Source organism: Lederbergia citri, from assembly GCF_018343625.1.
In the GTDB taxonomy this organism is placed as follows: domain Bacteria; phylum Bacillota; class Bacilli; order Bacillales; family Bacillaceae_C; genus Lederbergia; species Lederbergia citri.
The window spans coordinates 23,093-39,636 of the sequence record NZ_JAGYPG010000003.1 but is presented as its reverse complement, the minus strand read 5'-3'; the positions used below and the strand labels follow the sequence as shown (position 1 = coordinate 39,636).

At 37.5% G+C, this 16,544-nt stretch carries 14 protein-coding genes and 2 pseudogenes; 7 read left to right on the top strand and 9 right to left on the bottom strand.

Going from position 1 to position 16,544, the window contains the following annotated elements; translation table 11 throughout:
- Positions 1-51 precede the first annotated feature (51 nt).
- Positions 52-3,171, top strand: a complete 3,120-nt coding sequence (locus tag KHA97_RS16315) for an efflux RND transporter permease subunit (protein WP_213125854.1) — start codon at positions 52-54, stop codon at positions 3,169-3,171.
- Positions 3,172-3,348: 177 nt separating this feature from the next.
- Here the strand turns inward: KHA97_RS16315 and glmS are convergent, their stop codons facing one another.
- Together glmS and KHA97_RS16305 are read right to left on the bottom strand one after the other, a co-directional pair.
- Positions 3,349-5,151 (bottom strand): glutamine--fructose-6-phosphate transaminase (isomerizing), encoded by a 1,803-nt coding sequence (gene glmS / locus KHA97_RS16310; RefSeq protein WP_213125853.1) that lies wholly within the window; start codon positions 5,149-5,151, stop codon positions 3,349-3,351.
- A 411-nt stretch (positions 5,152-5,562) separates the two neighbouring features.
- A complete protein-coding gene (locus KHA97_RS16305) occupies positions 5,563-6,819 on the bottom strand; it encodes a cytochrome P450 (protein ID WP_213125852.1) in 1,257 nt (418 codons plus the stop codon).
- A gap of 146 nt (positions 6,820-6,965) precedes the next feature.
- Here KHA97_RS16305 and KHA97_RS16300 point away from each other — a divergent pair, with 146 nt between their 5' ends.
- Entirely contained in the window at positions 6,966-7,985 is a 1,020-nt protein-coding gene (locus KHA97_RS16300) for a S66 family peptidase (RefSeq protein ID WP_213125851.1), read from the top strand.
- A gap of 15 nt (positions 7,986-8,000) precedes the next feature.
- Positions 8,001-8,789 (top strand): HAD family hydrolase, encoded by a 789-nt coding sequence (locus tag KHA97_RS16295; RefSeq protein WP_213125850.1) that lies wholly within the window; start codon positions 8,001-8,003, stop codon positions 8,787-8,789.
- A gap of 110 nt (positions 8,790-8,899) precedes the next feature.
- Here the strand turns inward: KHA97_RS16295 and KHA97_RS16290 are convergent, their stop codons facing one another.
- The 5 genes and pseudogenes from KHA97_RS16290 to KHA97_RS16275 all read right to left on the bottom strand — a co-directional run bounded on the left by KHA97_RS16290 (position 8,900) and on the right by KHA97_RS16275 (position 12,134).
- On the bottom strand, positions 8,900-9,637 hold the full coding sequence (locus KHA97_RS16290) for an SDR family NAD(P)-dependent oxidoreductase (protein ID WP_213125849.1): 738 nt from the start codon (positions 9,635-9,637) through the stop codon (positions 8,900-8,902).
- 76 nt (positions 9,638-9,713) lie between these two features.
- Positions 9,714-10,469 carry an SDR family NAD(P)-dependent oxidoreductase gene (locus KHA97_RS16285; RefSeq protein ID WP_213125848.1) on the bottom strand — a complete coding sequence of 252 codons (756 nt, stop codon included), beginning with the start codon at positions 10,467-10,469 and terminating at the stop codon, positions 9,714-9,716.
- Positions 10,470-11,033: 564 nt separating this feature from the next.
- Positions 11,034-11,105: pseudogene (locus KHA97_RS24720) on the bottom strand (VOC family protein); the annotation flags it as partial.
- Positions 11,106-11,250: 145 nt separating this feature from the next.
- Complete coding sequence (locus KHA97_RS16280) at positions 11,251-11,733, bottom strand: tetratricopeptide repeat protein (RefSeq protein ID WP_213125847.1); 483 nt, start codon at positions 11,731-11,733, stop codon at positions 11,251-11,253.
- Positions 11,730-12,134: a VOC family protein gene (locus KHA97_RS16275; protein WP_213125846.1), complete on the bottom strand. Its 405-nt coding sequence runs from the start codon at positions 12,132-12,134 to the stop codon at positions 11,730-11,732. Before KHA97_RS16275 ends, KHA97_RS16280 begins: the two co-directional genes overlap by 4 nt.
- A gap of 70 nt (positions 12,135-12,204) precedes the next feature.
- Between KHA97_RS16275 and KHA97_RS16270 the strand changes: the two genes are divergently transcribed.
- From KHA97_RS16270 to KHA97_RS16260, 3 genes and pseudogenes are all read left to right on the top strand, one after another.
- Positions 12,205-12,477: a hypothetical protein gene (locus tag KHA97_RS16270; protein WP_213125845.1), complete on the top strand. Its 273-nt coding sequence runs from the start codon at positions 12,205-12,207 to the stop codon at positions 12,475-12,477.
- Positions 12,455-13,480: pseudogene (locus KHA97_RS16265) on the top strand (DUF2332 domain-containing protein). Before KHA97_RS16270 ends, KHA97_RS16265 begins: the two are co-directional and overlap by 23 nt.
- Positions 13,481-13,638: 158 nt before the next feature.
- The gene (locus KHA97_RS16260) at positions 13,639-14,364 is read left to right on the top strand and encodes a TerC family protein (RefSeq protein ID WP_213125844.1); all 726 of its coding nucleotides are present in this window, start codon (positions 13,639-13,641) and stop codon (positions 14,362-14,364) included.
- Positions 14,365-14,443: 79 nt separating this feature from the next.
- Here the strand turns inward: KHA97_RS16260 and KHA97_RS16255 are convergent, their stop codons facing one another.
- On the bottom strand, positions 14,444-14,899 hold the full coding sequence (locus KHA97_RS16255; protein ID WP_213125843.1) for a GNAT family N-acetyltransferase: 456 nt from the start codon (positions 14,897-14,899) through the stop codon (positions 14,444-14,446).
- A 328-nt stretch (positions 14,900-15,227) separates the two neighbouring features.
- Here KHA97_RS16255 and KHA97_RS16250 point away from each other — a divergent pair, with 328 nt between their 5' ends.
- A complete protein-coding gene (locus tag KHA97_RS16250) occupies positions 15,228-15,773 on the top strand; it encodes a short-chain dehydrogenase (protein WP_213125842.1) in 546 nt (181 codons plus the stop codon).
- Positions 15,774-15,810: 37 nt separating this feature from the next.
- Here the strand turns inward: KHA97_RS16250 and KHA97_RS16245 are convergent, their stop codons facing one another.
- Positions 15,811-16,437: a hypothetical protein gene (locus KHA97_RS16245; protein WP_213125841.1), complete on the bottom strand. Its 627-nt coding sequence runs from the start codon at positions 16,435-16,437 to the stop codon at positions 15,811-15,813.
- Positions 16,438-16,544: the final 107 nt, after the last annotated feature.

The window sequence follows — 16,544 nt, the reverse complement described above, 5'->3', positions numbered from 1 at the left end:
TGCTCAAATATATGGAAGTATCATTTTTGAAATACTTTGAGGAGGGTAACAATGAAAAGATTAGTGGAGGCAACCATGCAAAGGGCTATTCTTATGATTGTGTGTGTTGTCATCATTTTGGCTTGGGGAGGCATTTCTGCTTATCAGATGCAAAGAGATTACTTGCCTGGGATTAACAATACTACCCTAACAGTTAGTATGAGAGCACCTGGTTTACAAGCAGCTCAGGTAAAGCAGCAAGTGACTGAAAATCTAGCAAGTGCCGTCAAGACAGTAGATGGTTTATCAAATGTTGAAACCACTTCTTATGATGGTGGATTGTTTATGAGTTTGTATTTTCCGATGGATACAGATATGAAACAAGCTGAAGATCAAGTGAACAAAGCATTGGCAAATGCAGATTTACCGCCTACCATTACAAGTTCACCATCGGTTACACGATTAACAACAAGTTCATTCCCAATTTTAACTTACAGTGTAACAAGCTCAACATTGGATGAGCAAACACTTCTTTCCACTGCAACACAGGATATTGAAAAACAAATTAAATCAGTACCTGGTGTAGCGGATGTTTCGGTTTTTGGAGGAGCAAAAGATGGATATGTATTAACCATACGTATGAAAGACCTAATAAAAAACGGATTAACATTGGATGATGTGAATAAATCATTTGCTTTAGCCGTCCCATCAATGCCACAAGGGAATATTGTAAACAATCAATTATCCATTCCAGTATCATTTGATGGACTGCCGTTAACTGTAAAGCAAATGGAAAATGCAACAATTAAGAATAAAGAAGGAAAAAGTATTCCTGTTTCAGCATTTGGAACTGTTGCTCATTCCTTAAATGACGTAAAAACAGTTTCCAGAACAAACGGTGCACCTAGTGTAACGTTAAATGTAATCAAAACACCATCAGCGAATATCACAGATGTGGCAGAACAAGTAAAAGACCGAGTGGCACATCTACAATTAGATACGATAAATCCAAAAGATGTTAAATTTCAGGTATTACTTGACCGAGAAAAAGAATTAAACAGTTCTCTTTTTGGCTTACTTCGAGAAGGTTTACTTGGCTGTTTATTCTCGATGATCTGTGTGTTTTTCTTTTTTAGAAATGTAAGAAGCACATTATTAATTGCAATTTCATTGCCAATTTCTTTACTCGCAACAACGGCTTTCTTAAAATCAATGGGTATCACGTTAAACATATTAACCGTTTCTGGATTAATTGTAGCTATGGGACGTATTGTTGATGATTCTATAGTAATCTTAGATAACATGTACCGAAGACGAGAAGAAGAAAAGGACAAATCTTTACTTTCCGTTCTTGCATCATCTGTTGCTGAAATGATTCCAGCAATATTAGGTTCTACCTTAACAACTATTGCAGTTTATGTTCCAATCGCTTTTGTCGGAGGAGTCATTAGTGCATCATATAGCGGATTCGCTTGGTCAGTCGTGATTGCACTTACCATTTCATTTTTTGTTGCGATGCTTGTCATTCCTGCTCTTGCTTTTATGGGATGGAAAGGCGGAAACAGTGAAAGACAATCTGTCAAACTTGATTCAGCCATGAAACCAGTATTGCAATCTGCATTTAAACACAAAAAAGCAATGATAATCGTTTCGATTTTAGTCTTTTTAGGTGCTGGTATCTATTCTGCTTTTCTTCCAGTAAGTTTATTACCTAATGGAAAAATTGGTCAAATTGCCATAAAAGCGGAATTGCCAAAAGGAAGCACATTAATTCAAGTAGACTCTGAAGTGCAAAAAGTTGAAAAAGCTCTGAAAGCAAATCAAAAAGTCGAAGCGTATTCAGCTAATTTTGGTTCAACGATGACACCACAAAGTGATGATGTATTTGACCAAGGTGGAGGATTTATCACCTACCCAAATGTTGCTAACCTATCCGTTGTCTTGAAGAACGAAAAGGATACTGATTCTGTTATAAATCAATTACAAAAGCAGCTTCCGTCGTTATCTAAAGATGTTACTTATACCGTAACAAGCCAGAATATTTCTGGAGATGATTCACAAATGCGGATTCTGTTTACAGGATCAGACCAAGCAACATTGGACCAAGTAGCTGAAGAGGCTAGAACAAACCTATCAAAAATTACGAACCTGAGTGTAGATGGCAAAATGGATTTAACAAATGGTTCGCCTAAATATAAAGTGACATTTGACCAAAAGGCAATTCAAGATAAAGGGGTTAGAGTTGCTGACATCCTAACCGTTGTCAACCGTTACATGTCATCTTCTAAAGATGCCACGATTACGGTTGATCATAAAGCACTTCCTGTTGACCAATATTTAGATCAAATTGCAACAGGAACAAATTCTACTATTACATTAAATGCCACCGTAAATGATGTTTTAGCATCACTTGCCGCTGAAACTTTAATAGGAACTAATGGGGAAGAAGTTCGTTTTGACCAAATTGCTAAAATCACTAAAGATCAATCGCCTTCAACCATTAGCGAAAGAGATGGTCACCCATTCTCCCTTGTGACAGCTCAAATAACATCAAATAATATTAGTAAAGTATCAAGTCAAGCGGAAAATGCTCTAAGCAGCATGAAACTTCCTAAAGATGTAACGTACTCATTAGGTGGAATTTCTGAACAAGTAAAAGAAATGATTTTCGATATGTCTGTTGCCGTTGCCTTTTCTATCCTTTTAGTATTGCTCATCACTTCTTCAATTTTCAAAGGATGGAAAGCACCATTAGCTGTACTAATAAGCATTCCACTTGCTTTAAGTGGAGTAGTAATAACATTAATTCTCTTCCACGGTGAATGGAATCTTGCAGCGTTAATTGGTGTTCTAATGCTTACAGGTATCGTGGTTACGAATGGTATTGTTTTAATTGATAAAATTGAAAGAAACCGAAAAGAAGGAATGCCTGTTAAGGAAGCTGTATTAAATGGTAGCCTTTCAAGGATAAGACCAATATTAATGACAGCAGCTGCAACAGTCCTTACGTTGTTACCACTTGCACTTTCGCATAATGCCGATACTGTTATTTCTCAAACACTTGGTATTGTGGTAATCGGCGGTATGGTAACATCAACCATTAACAGCTTTGTTATTATCCCTATTATTTATGAATGGTTGCATAAAAAATCATCAACAAATACTGTAATTAATGTAAAAACTATTAACTAAAATCCTTTCACCGTTCCAAAAGTTAATATTTAACTACACAAAAAATGGTTTGGACAAAAAACGTCCAAACCATTTTTTAATAAAATAATTACTTTCTAGATTTACTTTCAAATCCAGTATTTTCTGGCATGTAGCATTTAATAACAGCTAAGAAGAAGTTTCTAATATTTATACTCCCTACTCCACCGTTACACTTTTCGCTAGATTCCTAGGTTTATCGACATCGCAGCCACGATGTAAGGAAGCATAATAAGCGATCAGTTGGAGTGGGATGACAGAGATAAGAGGTGTTAGTAATTCGTTTACAGCTGGTAGGACGAAACGATCTTCGTCTGTTTCAAGCCCTGCCATTGAGATGATGCATGGGTTGGCACCGCGGGCGACGACCTCTTTTACGTTGCCGCGGATGCTCCAGTTGACGTTTTCTTGGGTTGCCAAGGCGATGACAGGTGTTCCGTCTTCAATTAAGGCGATAGTTCCATGTTTGAGTTCGCCGCCTGCGAAGCCTTCTGCTTGGATATAGGATATTTCCTTTAGTTTCAAGGCTCCTTCTAGACATACGAAGTAGTCTATTGAGCGGCCGATGAAGAAGCAGTTGCGTGTAAATGGCAGGAATTCACTTGCGATTTTTTCATATTCTTCTTTTGAATCGCAGAGTGTTTCCATTGCATTTGCGATGATTCCAAGTTCATGAATTAGCTCAAATCCGAGATTTAGCCCACGAGATTTGGCCGTTACATTTGCAAGAATGGCTAATACGGCAATTTGTGCAGTGTAGGCTTTCGTTGAAGCAACAGCAATTTCTGGTCCAGCATGAAGAAGCATTGTGAAGTCTGCTTCCCGTGATAGCGTTGAACCTGGGACATTGGTGATAGTTAAAGCTTTATAGCCCTTTTCTTTCACTTGCACTAAAACCGCTCGACTATCCGCTGTTTCACCACTCTGAGAAATAAAAATGAATAGCGGTTTTTCAGATAAAAGTGGCATATTGTAGCTAAATTCACTTGCGACATGAACTTCAACTGGAATTTTCGCCATGCTTTCAATGAATTGTTTTCCAACAAGACCTGCATGGTAGCTCGTTCCGCACGCAACAATATAGATGCGGTCACATTCCTTCACTACATTTAAAATGTCTTCCGCGATTTCCAATTCCCCTTTTTCATTCTGGTAAGCCTGAATGATTTTTCTCATTACAAGGGGCTGTTCATCAATTTCTTTTAACATATAGTGAGGATATGTTCCTTTTTCAATGTCACTCGCATCAATTTCCGCTTTATACGAATCTCGATTAACGACCTCACCAGCAAGGTTTTTAATCGTCACTTCATCCTTTTGCAATACGACCATTTCTTGATCCATCAATTCGATATACGTATCCGTTACTTGAATCATCGCCATCGCGTCACTCGCTACAACATTGAATCCGTCTCCGACACCAACAAGTAGAGGACTCTTATTTTTCGCAACGAAAATTGTATCTGTGTTTTCTGTATCGATAATCGCGATTGCATAGGATCCTTCTAATAACGCCAACGTTTTGCGGATCGCTTCTTCTGCGTCAATTCCTTCTCCCACAAACTTTTCAACCAATTGAACAATCACTTCAGAATCCGTGTCACTTTGAAATGAAACATCTTGTAAGTATTTCTGCTGCAATAATGTATAGTTTTCAATGACTCCGTTATGGACTAAAGTAAAACGAGCTGAAGTGCTTTGATGTGGGTGCGCATTGGAACGACTTGGCACTCCATGCGTTGCCCAGCGGGTATGTCCGATTCCAGCCTGCGCAAATAATTCTCCGTCTACGGCACTTCTTAAATCTGCAATGCGACCTTTTTCTTTAAAAATATGGACGCCGCTATCGTTGCTTAATGCAATCCCTGCGGAATCATACCCTCTATATTCAAGCTTTTCCAAGCCTTTTAATAAAATTTCTTTCGAATCTTGATTTCCAATATAACCTGTAATGCCGCACATAAGTTTTTCCTCCTATATAAGGAGGCAAGCAAGCACGGGGGGCATACTTGCCCCCTTATCTCTGTTTTATTTTTCTGTATGTGCACATTCTCTTTCTTTTGTCCACCGAGTCACCTCAGTGATTTGAGAAAGAAAGTTCGACTGTGTGTTACAGCCGGGAGGCATCCGCCGAATGTTCGATAAACCTCCACCTCGTCAACTAATCTAAAATTTCTTCGAACAGATTAGTTCTGGCGCTTCATAATACTAACTTACGATGCTCCTTTCTATCCTTGACTAAAAAAACGAAACAGTAATATCATACTATAAATATTTTTTCCTGGTCAATAATAATATATGAAAATATTATGTTAGTTGAGAGTAGTTCTTCCCAAATATAAGAAAGCAGACATCCCGAGTGTCTGCTAGAAATTACTTCTTTTTCACATGATTAATCACAAACTTACTTGCTGGAATACTTGGCATATTTACCAAACTAAAACTTAAATCTTGCTCAGGAACTTCAAATTCCATTTGATTTATTAATTGATCGACGACAGCTTTCATCACTTCCACAGTGATCCACTCACCTGGGCAACGATGTCCCGAATGATATTCGCCGCCACCTTGTGGAATAAAGGAATATCGTCCACCATCCCATTCGGAAAAACGTTCTGGATTAAACAAATCCGGATTATCCCAAATCGTTGGGTCGTGATTCGTTCCATATAGATCAAGCAACGTTAACGTGCCGACATCAAACTTATATCCATTCCATATAAAGTCTTTTTTTACCCGTGCAGCCACAAGGGGAAAGAAAGGATAAAAACGGCGTATTTCTTGGACAAACATTTCGGTATATTTTTGATCACTCGATTGAAGCTTCACCTTTTCCTCAGGATATTGGTGAATGGCGAGTGCCGTGAAATTAATGAAAATGGCAATGGCTACGATTGGGCGGATAATATTAACGACTTCCACCGCCACAACCTCAGCATCTAACAGATTGCCTGTGGCATCGCGGTGCCAAGAAAATTGATGCAGGGCTGTATTTTCTGGAGGGTTTAACTTGTTATTGCGAACTTCTTCAACCAGCCCACTAATCCATCTTTCAATGTTATTCCGCGCTGCTCTTCCTAGCCAATGGTTCGGCCCAATCGCTGCAACCGACTCAAATAAAGAACCAAACTCTTTAGTTCGAGCTTGTATTTCATCTTCCTGAATGGGTACACCAGCCCACCCGCATGCAGCTCGACATAATATTTCCTGAACTTCCTCGTATAATACGACTTCGTCCATGTCTTCCCATTTCGCTATTGCAGACTCCCACTCATTTCTCGTTAAATTAATTAAATCCTTAATTCCTTCCTGTGACATAAGAGCCATAAACATTTCCTTTCGATGCTTATGATCCGCCCCGTCCAAAGTTTGAACACCTTTCGCTCCGAACAATGTTTGCAACACCCGATTCGGCGCCGCTCCTTGTCTCATAAATTTTTCTTCGTCATAAAATAGCTCCGCGGCTTCTTTCCCGCCCATGCAAATGGCCTTTTTGCCAAGCAAACGTGTTTCAAAAATATTGGAATTAAAACTATGGCGTCTATTCGGGATATATAAATATCCTTCTCTCGCTAAGCTTAGCGTATGATCTAAACCTTCTTCTTTGGGCATTGGATTAACATTCGACATATGCTCCATCTCCATTTACAAGATTATGACTTTATTATTTGTAAGTTCTTCCCTAATTACTCAAAGGAAAACGTTTTTCGCTTGAACACTTTATTTTAGCCTCCTATTGCTCTAAAATAGTCTCAATTATGAGAGGAGAGATTTCGATGATTCGTTATCCAAAACCGTTAAAAGCTGGAGGTACAATTGGCATCACCGCTCCCTCTTCTGGTGTACCTAAAGAACTGCACTCGATCTTGACTGGCGGCATTGAACAATTTAAAAAACGTGGCTTTCAAGTCGAAGTTGGAAAAACACCATGGACGAACGAAAAAGCAGCATCAGCTGAAGCAATCATCCGTGCAGCGGAATTGAATTCGATGCTGCAAAACTCTAATATCGATACGATTATCCCTCCTTGGGGCGGGGAAATTTTGATGGAAATTCTCCCAATTTTGCAATGGGATCGGATTCAGCCAAAATGGATATTAGGATACTCTGATACTAGTACTCTTTTATTTTCAATTACGGTTATGACTGGGATTGCTACTGCCCATGGTACGAACTTAATTGATTTACGGAGTAATGAATGGGATGATACGACCAAGAAGTTTATGGATGTACTCATGGGATCTGAAGGCAGTACAATCTTCCAAACTTCTTCTGAAAAGTATCAATCTAAATGGAATCATGATAAAGAGCCTAATCCTTATGTATTTGAATTAGATACGCCGACAAGCTGGAAAACTCTAGATGGAAAGCCACTTCAAATAGATGGCAGGCTCCTAGGAGGATGTATCGACACGCTGCAAAATTTAGTTGGGACACCATATGCAGATATAAAAGCTTTTCGGGAAAAATATGTACCCGATGATAAAATCCTTTGGTATTTTGAAAACTGCGAAATGAGTGCCACTGATTTTTATCGTTCCGTGTTGCAGCTGCACTATACAGGTTGGTTCGAACAATCGAGTGGAATTATCTTTGGCAGAACTCCGGCTGGGAAAAAAGTTGAAGGTTTTACAACATGGGATGCAATGGAACGTCTCTCTCAAATGACTGGGTTGCCAATCGCTTATGATGCCGATATAGGTCATGTTCCACCGCAAATTACCCTTGTCAATGGTGCTAAAGCAGAGGTTAAAGTCGAAAATGGGCATGCATCTGTTAAAATGGAATTAAAATAGTTGAAGGAGAATCGAATGGCAGACTATAAAGCATTATTTTTAGACATAGATGGAACTATTTTAAAACTAGATCACACATATGAAGAAACCACTAAACAGGCAATTTTACAGGCGCAGTCAAAAGGGATTCAAGTTTTTCTTGCTACAGGAAGACCGCTCCATGAAATTGCTGATCTTGCGGAGGAGTTGAATGTTGATTCCTTCATTGGATATAACGGTGCACTTGCAAAATACCAAGGTGAAACAATCGTAGATGAACCGATGAGCCGTGAAATTGTGCTAGATTTCGTTGCGATTGCTAAAAAGCATGGCCATGAAATCGTCCTATATACAAGTGAGAAAAATTACTTCACTTCAATGGATTCACCACATGTGGACCTTTTCATTGATAAATTCCAAACAAAATATAATGAACTGTTCACAACAGATGTCGCTGATCAAATATTAGGTGCAACGTTAATCAATTTAAAGCCGGAGGAAGTTGAGTTATACGAGATTGATTCGAGTTACCATTTTTCCCAAGTAAATGTCGACGGTTTGAGGCATTGCTATGATGTCATCCGAGATACAGTTAATAAGGGTGAAGCCGTAAAGAAAACATTGCATGTAATGAATATAGAAAAAGAAGCGGCGATCGCGTTTGGTGATGGTATGAACGATAAGGAAATGTTGTCTGCTGTAGGGAAAGGCTTCGCAATGGGCAATGCAAATCCAGATTTGTTCGCGTATGGAAACCGGAAAACAACTGCAGTCACGGATTCGGGAGTTTATAATGGACTAAAATCAATTGGGGTTGTCGATTAAAGTAAAATCGACAACCTAAGTTGATAACAAACAAAAAAAAAGCGTCTTTTGAAAATGTTTGATCAAAATACGCTTTAAATAGAAATGCAACGTTTAAAATTGTTATTTTCTTATTGTGCCGTATATCCACCGTCAACTGTTAATGTATTGCCTGTCATAAAGGATGAATCGTCCGAAGCCATGAATAATACTGCTTTTGCCATTTCCTCTGCTTTACCAAGACGTTGCATTGGTGTTATAGAAGCAAGCTGCTTTTTACTTTCTTCAGGAATAATTGGTGTATCAATAAAGCCTGGTGCTAAAGAGTTTACACGAATATTTTTAGTTGCATATTCTAACGCAAGTGAGCGTGTTAAGTTGAGAACTCCACCTTTTGCTGCATTGTATGCTGCCGACCCAGGTGAACCTACCCAACCATACATAGAAGCTGTATTGACAATAGTTCCACCACCTGATTTTAGCATTTCACGAATGGCTTCACGAGCTACTAAAAATACACCATCTAAGTCTACATTCACCGTGTTGCGCCATTCATCATAGGATAGCTCCTCTGTTGGTGTTACACGTCCAATCCCTGCATTATTAAATACTATATCTACTTTTCCAAAAGCATCCACTGCCTCTTTGAAAACATTTTGTACATCTTCTTCAATTGTAATGTTTGCTTTTACAAAAAGCGCTTCTGCATTTTGTGCCTTTAATTCTGTTTCAAAGGCTTTCCCTTTTTCTTCGTTTAAGTCCACAAGCACTACTCTTGCGCCTTCTTTAACAAATAATTTTGCTGTTGCAGCACCGATGCCCGATGCCCCGCCTGTAATGACCGCTACTTTATTTTGCAATTTACTCATGTCAATCCATCCTCTCTCATTAAATGGCTAATAAAAGATCCTCATTTGTTACACATGATATATGCTGTTAGATACCTTATAACGCTCCCATACCACCGTCAACTCTATACTGAACTCCTGTGATAAATGCACTTTCATCGGAAGCAAGGAATAAAACTAAATTAGCAATATCACTTGATTCACCATAACGTCCTAAAGGAATACTTTGTGCTAATGTTTCTTGTTCTACATTCAATCCTTCTTCTAAAGAACGCATCATTCTTGTATTAACAGGCGATGGATGAATTGAATTGACGCGTACATTAGCATTTGCTACTTCAATTGCTGATGCTTTTGTCAATCCGACTACTGCATGTTTCGAAGCGATATAAGGTGATACACCAGGACTACCGTCTAATCCTGCTACGGACGAAGTGTTGATCACACTACCATAACCTTGTTTAGTCATGACTGGTAGAACATATTTCAAGCCTAAAAATACTCCACGTACATTGACACTAATTACCTTATCGAAGTCCTCCATTTTTTGATCCACAAGAGGAGCTACTTTTCCTTCGATTCCTGCATTATTAAAGAAAACATCGATTTTACCAAAATGTTCAATTGCTTTTTTAACATAACTTTCTACATCGGATTCTTTTGAAACGTCCGCTTGAACTGTAAGTACCTCACCAAAAGAGTCTAGTTCTTCTTTAGCTTTATGAAGTGATTCTTCAAACAAATCTACTAAAACGACTTTAGCGCCTTCTTTTAGAAATCTTTCTGCCGTTACTTTACCGATGCCGCCTGCACCACCTGTAATTACTGCAACTTTTCCTGATAATCTTTCCATGTTGTATAACCTCCAATATTTCATTTGAATTAAAATATCTCTAATTAAAGATATATTAATTTGAGATAATTATAAACCCACTATTGAAAATTATCAAAGAAAATGCTTTCTCTTTACCTTTCCCTGTTTAATAAAATCTAATACTATTTTATTGCAATTTCATATTCAGCTATTCTTCATTCAATTGTTCAAGTACAATTCTTCAAACACAATTTCTTCTATATTTTAATATGAATACTTCTTTAAAGATGCTTGGTATTCAATTATCTGGCCTATACAAAAGAAAGAGCACAATTCTTATTATAGAATTGTGCCCAGTCGTAATATAAGATTGATTAAGATATGGTAGGTGGCGATCAATAAGATCTGGTCTGCATCCTGTAATGCAGCACGCATTTAATATCTACAGCCTAGTCAATTTAAGAACTGATATTGGGGGATCTACCGCATCATCCGGGAACTTTTCAGCAAGACGAACAAGAAGTTTATTCGTTTCCTCAAGCTTTCCACTATTTCTAAGCTCAATGCTTCTTCTAACTGTTTCATTTGCTCGCCACCACTTTCTGGAGCTATAAGCTCTACTTTTATCCGATCTGGATCTTCAAAAAACACAGCATAATAATCTGGACCACCTGCAAGTAGGGGAAGGCTTCGCAATGGGCAATGCCAATCCGAACTTGTTCGCTCATGGGAATCTAAGAACAACAGCAGTCACGGATTCTGGGGTTTATATTGGACTAAAAACAATTCGTTGTCGATTAAGTAAAATCGACAACCTTAGTTATTTCCAGATTTCGTTTAAGTTTTTTGCGTAAAATTCGATTGCTCTTTTATACGTTTTTATAGATTCATCGGAACTTGTTTGTGCAAGTGTTAATAATAAAATCTCCATCGCTTTTTCATACTCTTTTTCATTATAAAGTGTCATGGCATGAAAAACTCTTAGAGCAAGATAGTCTGGGTAGCACTCAATTCCCTCTTCCAACACTTTTCTTGCCTTCTTGTATTCTCCAAGTGTTCTATATGTACTTCCCAAGCCTAGGTATGCGCCTTTTGCATCCGAATCATTTAGCCCTAATTTTATGGCCAATTCATAATAAGGTACTGCCTCGGATTCCTTGCCTAAAACATCGAAACTCCAGGCACAATGATATTGAACCCCTGCGTCATTTGGAAACTGTACCGCAAGACGAACAAGAAGTTTATTCGCTTCCTCAAGCTTTCCATTATTTCTAAGCTCAATCGCTTTTTCTAACTGTTTCATTTGTTCTCGCCACCACTTTCTGGAGCTACAAGTTCTACTTTTATCCGATCTGGATCTTCAAAAAACACAGCGTAATAATCTGGCCCTCCTGCAAAAGGATGTTTATCTTTATAGAGGATATTAACGTTTCTCTCTTTCAGCTTGGCCGTCATTTCATCGACATGCTGACGGGATCGCGCATGAAATGCTAGATGGTTTAGCCCGACACGACAGCGATGATATGGAATATCTAAAAACCGCTCCTCTGTCTGAACGAAAACGATATACGTTTCCCCCTGCTTCCAGCTCTGACCCTTATCCCATTTTTGATAAATTTTATATCCCAACTCTTCAAGGAGCCATCCCCAATAATCGATGGACTTTTTCAAGTCGGAAACATATAACTCAATATGATGAATCATCCTTTATCACCTGTTTTTTCATAATGAAGGTATTATACTAGATATATATCATTTCGAAAGGTATGTACATATGAAAATTTTGATTCAAGCAATACTTGCATCCTTAGCACTTCACTTAATATATTTTGGTGGATCTATTCTATATGGCTATTTTCTCACTAAAAATTATACACCTAATATAAAAAACTCCGTCGGATTGGATTCTAAGGTAGCGTTTGGGTATGTAGTCGACCCTCTCTTTTTCGTATTCACCTTTATGGGAATTGCCCTCATCTGCGGGATTCTAATTTTCTTTTTAAAAAAATATAAAGGAGGCAAAAATGGAGATCACACAACTATCTAATCGATTTAAAGCATTTGCAGAACGGGAGTGCAAAGGTTCAAGCCCGTTATATGAATATTTATCATTAAACATCTCCGAAGACCAAGACTTGCTTGAGCTTAGTTCTCATGCGCTAGAAGGACAACCAGTTCCTAACTTATTTTTAGGAGCTGTCCATTACCTTTTACAATCGGGTATCAAGCATCCTTTGAAAGAATATTATCCTAGTATCGTAGAAAAGCCACGCAACTTAGACAATATTTTTCCTCAGTTTAAAGATTTCTGCTTGCTTTATAGAAATGAAATCATTGAGCTTCTGCAAACAAAACGAGTCCAGACAAATGAAGTACGGCGCAGTGCATACCTATTTCCAAGCTTTTGCTATATGTATGACAAAGTGAAAAAGCCTTTATGCTTAATAGAAATAGGAACGAGTGCGGGGCTGCAGCTGTTATGGGATCGGTATAGTTATTCCTATTGAAACGGTCATCTCTATGGTAATAAGACATCAAAAGTACAAATCACTTCGGAAATTCGTGGTCGACAATTCCCTGCCTACATAGAAGATATTCCTCCTGTTGCCTCAAGAGTCGGGTTAGATCTGCACTTGTGTGATATTACAGACCCGGAAAATGCACTTTGGCTCAAGTCACTCACTTGGCCTGAACACAAGGATCGAGTGGAACTTTTTGAAAAAGCTGCTCAACTTTTTATGGAAAATCCAGTTGATTTAATTGAAGGAGACGGAGTTTCGTTATTACCCGAAGTTGCCAGGCTAGCTCCTGAAGATAGCGCCCTTTGCATCTTCCATACACATGTGGCGAATCAAATGCCTGAAGCATTAAAGCTAGAGCTGCTTGAAATTATTAAAACAATTGGAGCTAAAAGGGATGTATTTCATCTTTACAACAATATGTGGGATCGCAAACTTCATCTCGATTACTACGCTAACGGTATTGAAGAGTGTCATATTATTGGGGAAACGGATGGGCATGGGAGATGGTTTGAGTGGGGGATATCATAAGTAAAAAACGATCACCAACACAAGAAAAGAACGCTGAATAAGGTAGTAGTTACAAGGGTATTATATCTGGGATATAAAAAAAGATAGATTCAAACTTGTTGAAAAGTGGAAAATGCTATAACCACAATTTCCTATACTAAAAATGATTCGGGTGACATATGGAAATTTCTTTATTACTAGAATACGGCTGGGTTTTAATTGTTTTAATTTTTCTGGAGGGGTTATTATCTGCTGATAATGCTCTAGTTCTAGCTATTATGGCCAAGCATTTACCAGAAAATCAGCAAAAAAAAGCAATAAATATTGGTTTGTTACTGGCTTTTATATTTAGGATTGGTGCCATTTTTATTATTTCATTCCTTTTTCACGTATGGCAGGTTCAGGCTATTGGAGCTGCTTACTTAATTTTCATCGCTTTAAAACATTTACTTAAAAGAAACAAAAATAAAGAGATGCGTGGGAAAAGTTATGCCTTGACTGTTACCCAAATTGCATTGGCAGACATAGCTTTTGCGATTGATTCTATATTAGCAGCAGTGGCTCTAGTTATTGCATTACCTGATACACCTATGTTTCAAATAGGTGGTATGGATGGCGCAAAGTTTATCGTCATTATATTAGGTGCGATTGCAGGGTTAATCGTCATTCGATTCGCAGCCGGATACTTCGTAAGGATATTGACGAAACGCCCTAGTTTGGAAACTGCAGCGATGTTAATTGTTGGCTGGGTTGGAGTTAAGTTATTAATGCATACTCTAGCGCATCAAGCTTTACACATCATTTCACATGAATTTGTTGAAGGTCCCATATGGAACACAATCTTTTGGGCGGTTATGCTTCTAATTGCTATTGGTGGATGGTTCTTATCCAAAGAAAAAAAATAAATTGATGACTATGTTTCTCACTGCAGCAGGAAACGAATTAAAGAACTAAAAGGGATAATTCTTTGTTTTTTATCCCTTCTTACAACTCCTTATACAAAATCTCCCGATATTTTGTGAAGCCCTGCTTTTGATAAAATCTCTCAGCTGCCTGATTATTAGCCCAATAATCAAGCTCTACCAATTTTATCTTTTGCTCTTTAGCTATTTCATAGATTTTATCCATTAACACGGAGCCAAGCCCTTGGTTAGTTCTTAAAACATTTAGTTGATGAACATATACCGATTTATATCCTTTTTTAAAGACATTTTCTGGGTACTTTCTTATTTCAACCCATGCATACCCCAAAGCTTCATCCTCGCTTTTTAAAAGCAAAAACAACTGATTGTCCTTTTGGATGATACCTTCAAAGAAGCTCCTAACCTTATTAAAATCATATTCTTTGAAATAATTAGGGTACAACTCGACATGAAGATCATGGACTGATTTATTTAGTTTGGCGATTAGTTCGTAATCTTTTGTAATGCTTACTTCCATATTCCCATCTTCTTTCAAGCATGTTTTAAACTATGATAATACCTTTACTGACGAAAAAGCTAGATTGAAGTTTGCAGACTTTTCTGCCACACTATAGTTAATACATAGAAAACGTAGGTGAGACCATGCCTTTGGTGAAAATTTTCCTAAGTGTTGTGTTCTTTTATATATATTTCAAAATGATTCAGCTTTCTGTTAACACAATTGGTATAGGAATTGATTCCTCCATCAATCTAATTTTTATATTTGTAATGGTTCCTTTATTAATTGCCCTATCTGTTATTAGTAGCCAAAAATTAATAGGCTTTATTCGCGAGAGGTGATCGATTTGAAGCATGCTCTCGTCGTAGGCGGGACTGGAATGTTAGCTGACGTCTCTTTGTTTCTTTCCGATGGATATAATGTATCTGTTGTTGCTCGGAACGAAGCTCGGATGGATGAACTTATTAAACGGGTAAACCGTTCAGCAGCGATAACTCCAGCTTTGGTCAATTATCGAGATGAAGATTCGTTTAGAGCTCAAATACAGCAATTAATCAAAAAGAACGGTCCTTTTGATATTGTAGTAGTTTGGATTCACTCCGGGGCTGAGCATGTACTTCCGATTATCGCTGAAGAAAATAAACTATATGAACAGCCTTGGCGACTGTTTCACATTCTAGGAAGCAGTACGAATTTACAAGAAGTTATTAATCAAGTAAATGTTCCTAATTCGTGCCTCTATCGACAAGTTCAGCTTGGGTTTATCATTGAATATAACCGCTCTCGCTGGCTTACCCATCAGGAAATTTCAGCTGGCGTCATAAAAGCCATTACACAGGACCGACCTGTCCATATGATTGGAACGGTAGAACCTTGGGACAAGAGACCTTAAAAAGCAAAAGTGCCATAAGTCGGCACTTTTGCTTTTTTTAACCTTGAGTCAATGCTTTATTTAATTCCTCGATTTTTAATCGTTTTTCTTCAAATTCCTTTGATTTGGAGTAATTCGTGAATTCCTGCAATATATTAATCAAGCTATCTTTCTTTCCTTCATCACTATTAATAATATTTATAAGATCCGACATTGTTTCTTTTATGATGGAGATTCCCTCCAAATCATTTGGAACTAAATCAATATACTGTTCCGATGCATTTTGATTTTTCTTATATAATAAATCCAAAAATTCAGAGTAAGAATTCAATATATTTCCCAATGGCAAAATATTAATCTTTTTGAACTCTGCTTTAGAATTTGGCGAATTATGAAGATTTGACAAATCTTGAAAAGTTCTAGCTACTTGCCTAAGATCTCTTTCATAATAGTCTTTAACAATTCCATTTTCTCCTATGTATATCTTATTATTTGAAATGGATGTATTCATCGTTTTTAATACGGCATATAATTCCGTATTTATATTATGTAATTTCGTTTCGTATTGAAAGTTAACTTCTTTTTTAAATTCCCTTATATCTTTTAATAACTTTAAATTGTAAAATAAAGAAATAATTAGCAGTACCACTAGGATTTTGATTGAATTCTCTTTAATATCCTTCATATTCCATCCCCTTTTAACAGACTTTCCTTTATGAAATTTTTTCCAATTTATTTACTATTGAAATATTAACATTTATCCCGAAATTTACAAGATGCATTTCGATATTT

Bases quoted from the DNA above. Each gene is read 5' to 3' on its own strand.
- KHA97_RS16290 (WP_213125849.1), bottom strand. From the start codon at position 9,637: ATGAGTAAATTGCAAAATAAAGTAGCGGTCATTACAGGCGGGGCATCG.
- KHA97_RS16255 (WP_213125843.1), bottom strand. From the start codon at position 14,899: ATGGAAGTAAGCATTACAAAAGATTACGAACTAATCGCCAAACTAAAT.
- KHA97_RS16275 (WP_213125846.1), bottom strand. From the start codon at position 12,134: ATGATTCATCATATTGAGTTATATGTTTCCGACTTGAAAAAGTCCATC.
- KHA97_RS16300 (WP_213125851.1), top strand. From the start codon at position 6,966: ATGATTCGTTATCCAAAACCGTTAAAAGCTGGAGGTACAATTGGCATC.
- KHA97_RS16285 (WP_213125848.1), bottom strand. From the start codon at position 10,469: ATGGAAAGATTATCAGGAAAAGTTGCAGTAATTACAGGTGGTGCAGGC.
- KHA97_RS16315 (WP_213125854.1), top strand. From the start codon at position 52: ATGAAAAGATTAGTGGAGGCAACCATGCAAAGGGCTATTCTTATGATT.
- KHA97_RS16305 (WP_213125852.1), bottom strand. From the start codon at position 6,819: ATGTCGAATGTTAATCCAATGCCCAAAGAAGAAGGTTTAGATCATACG.
- KHA97_RS16260 (WP_213125844.1), top strand. From the start codon at position 13,639: ATGGAAATTTCTTTATTACTAGAATACGGCTGGGTTTTAATTGTTTTA.
- KHA97_RS16270 (WP_213125845.1), top strand. From the start codon at position 12,205: ATGAAAATTTTGATTCAAGCAATACTTGCATCCTTAGCACTTCACTTA.
- KHA97_RS16245 (WP_213125841.1), bottom strand. From the start codon at position 16,437: ATGAAGGATATTAAAGAGAATTCAATCAAAATCCTAGTGGTACTGCTA.
- glmS (WP_213125853.1), bottom strand. From the start codon at position 5,151: ATGTGCGGCATTACAGGTTATATTGGAAATCAAGATTCGAAAGAAATT.
- KHA97_RS16295 (WP_213125850.1), top strand. From the start codon at position 8,001: ATGGCAGACTATAAAGCATTATTTTTAGACATAGATGGAACTATTTTA.
- KHA97_RS16280 (WP_213125847.1), bottom strand. From the start codon at position 11,733: ATGAAACAGTTAGAAAAAGCGATTGAGCTTAGAAATAATGGAAAGCTT.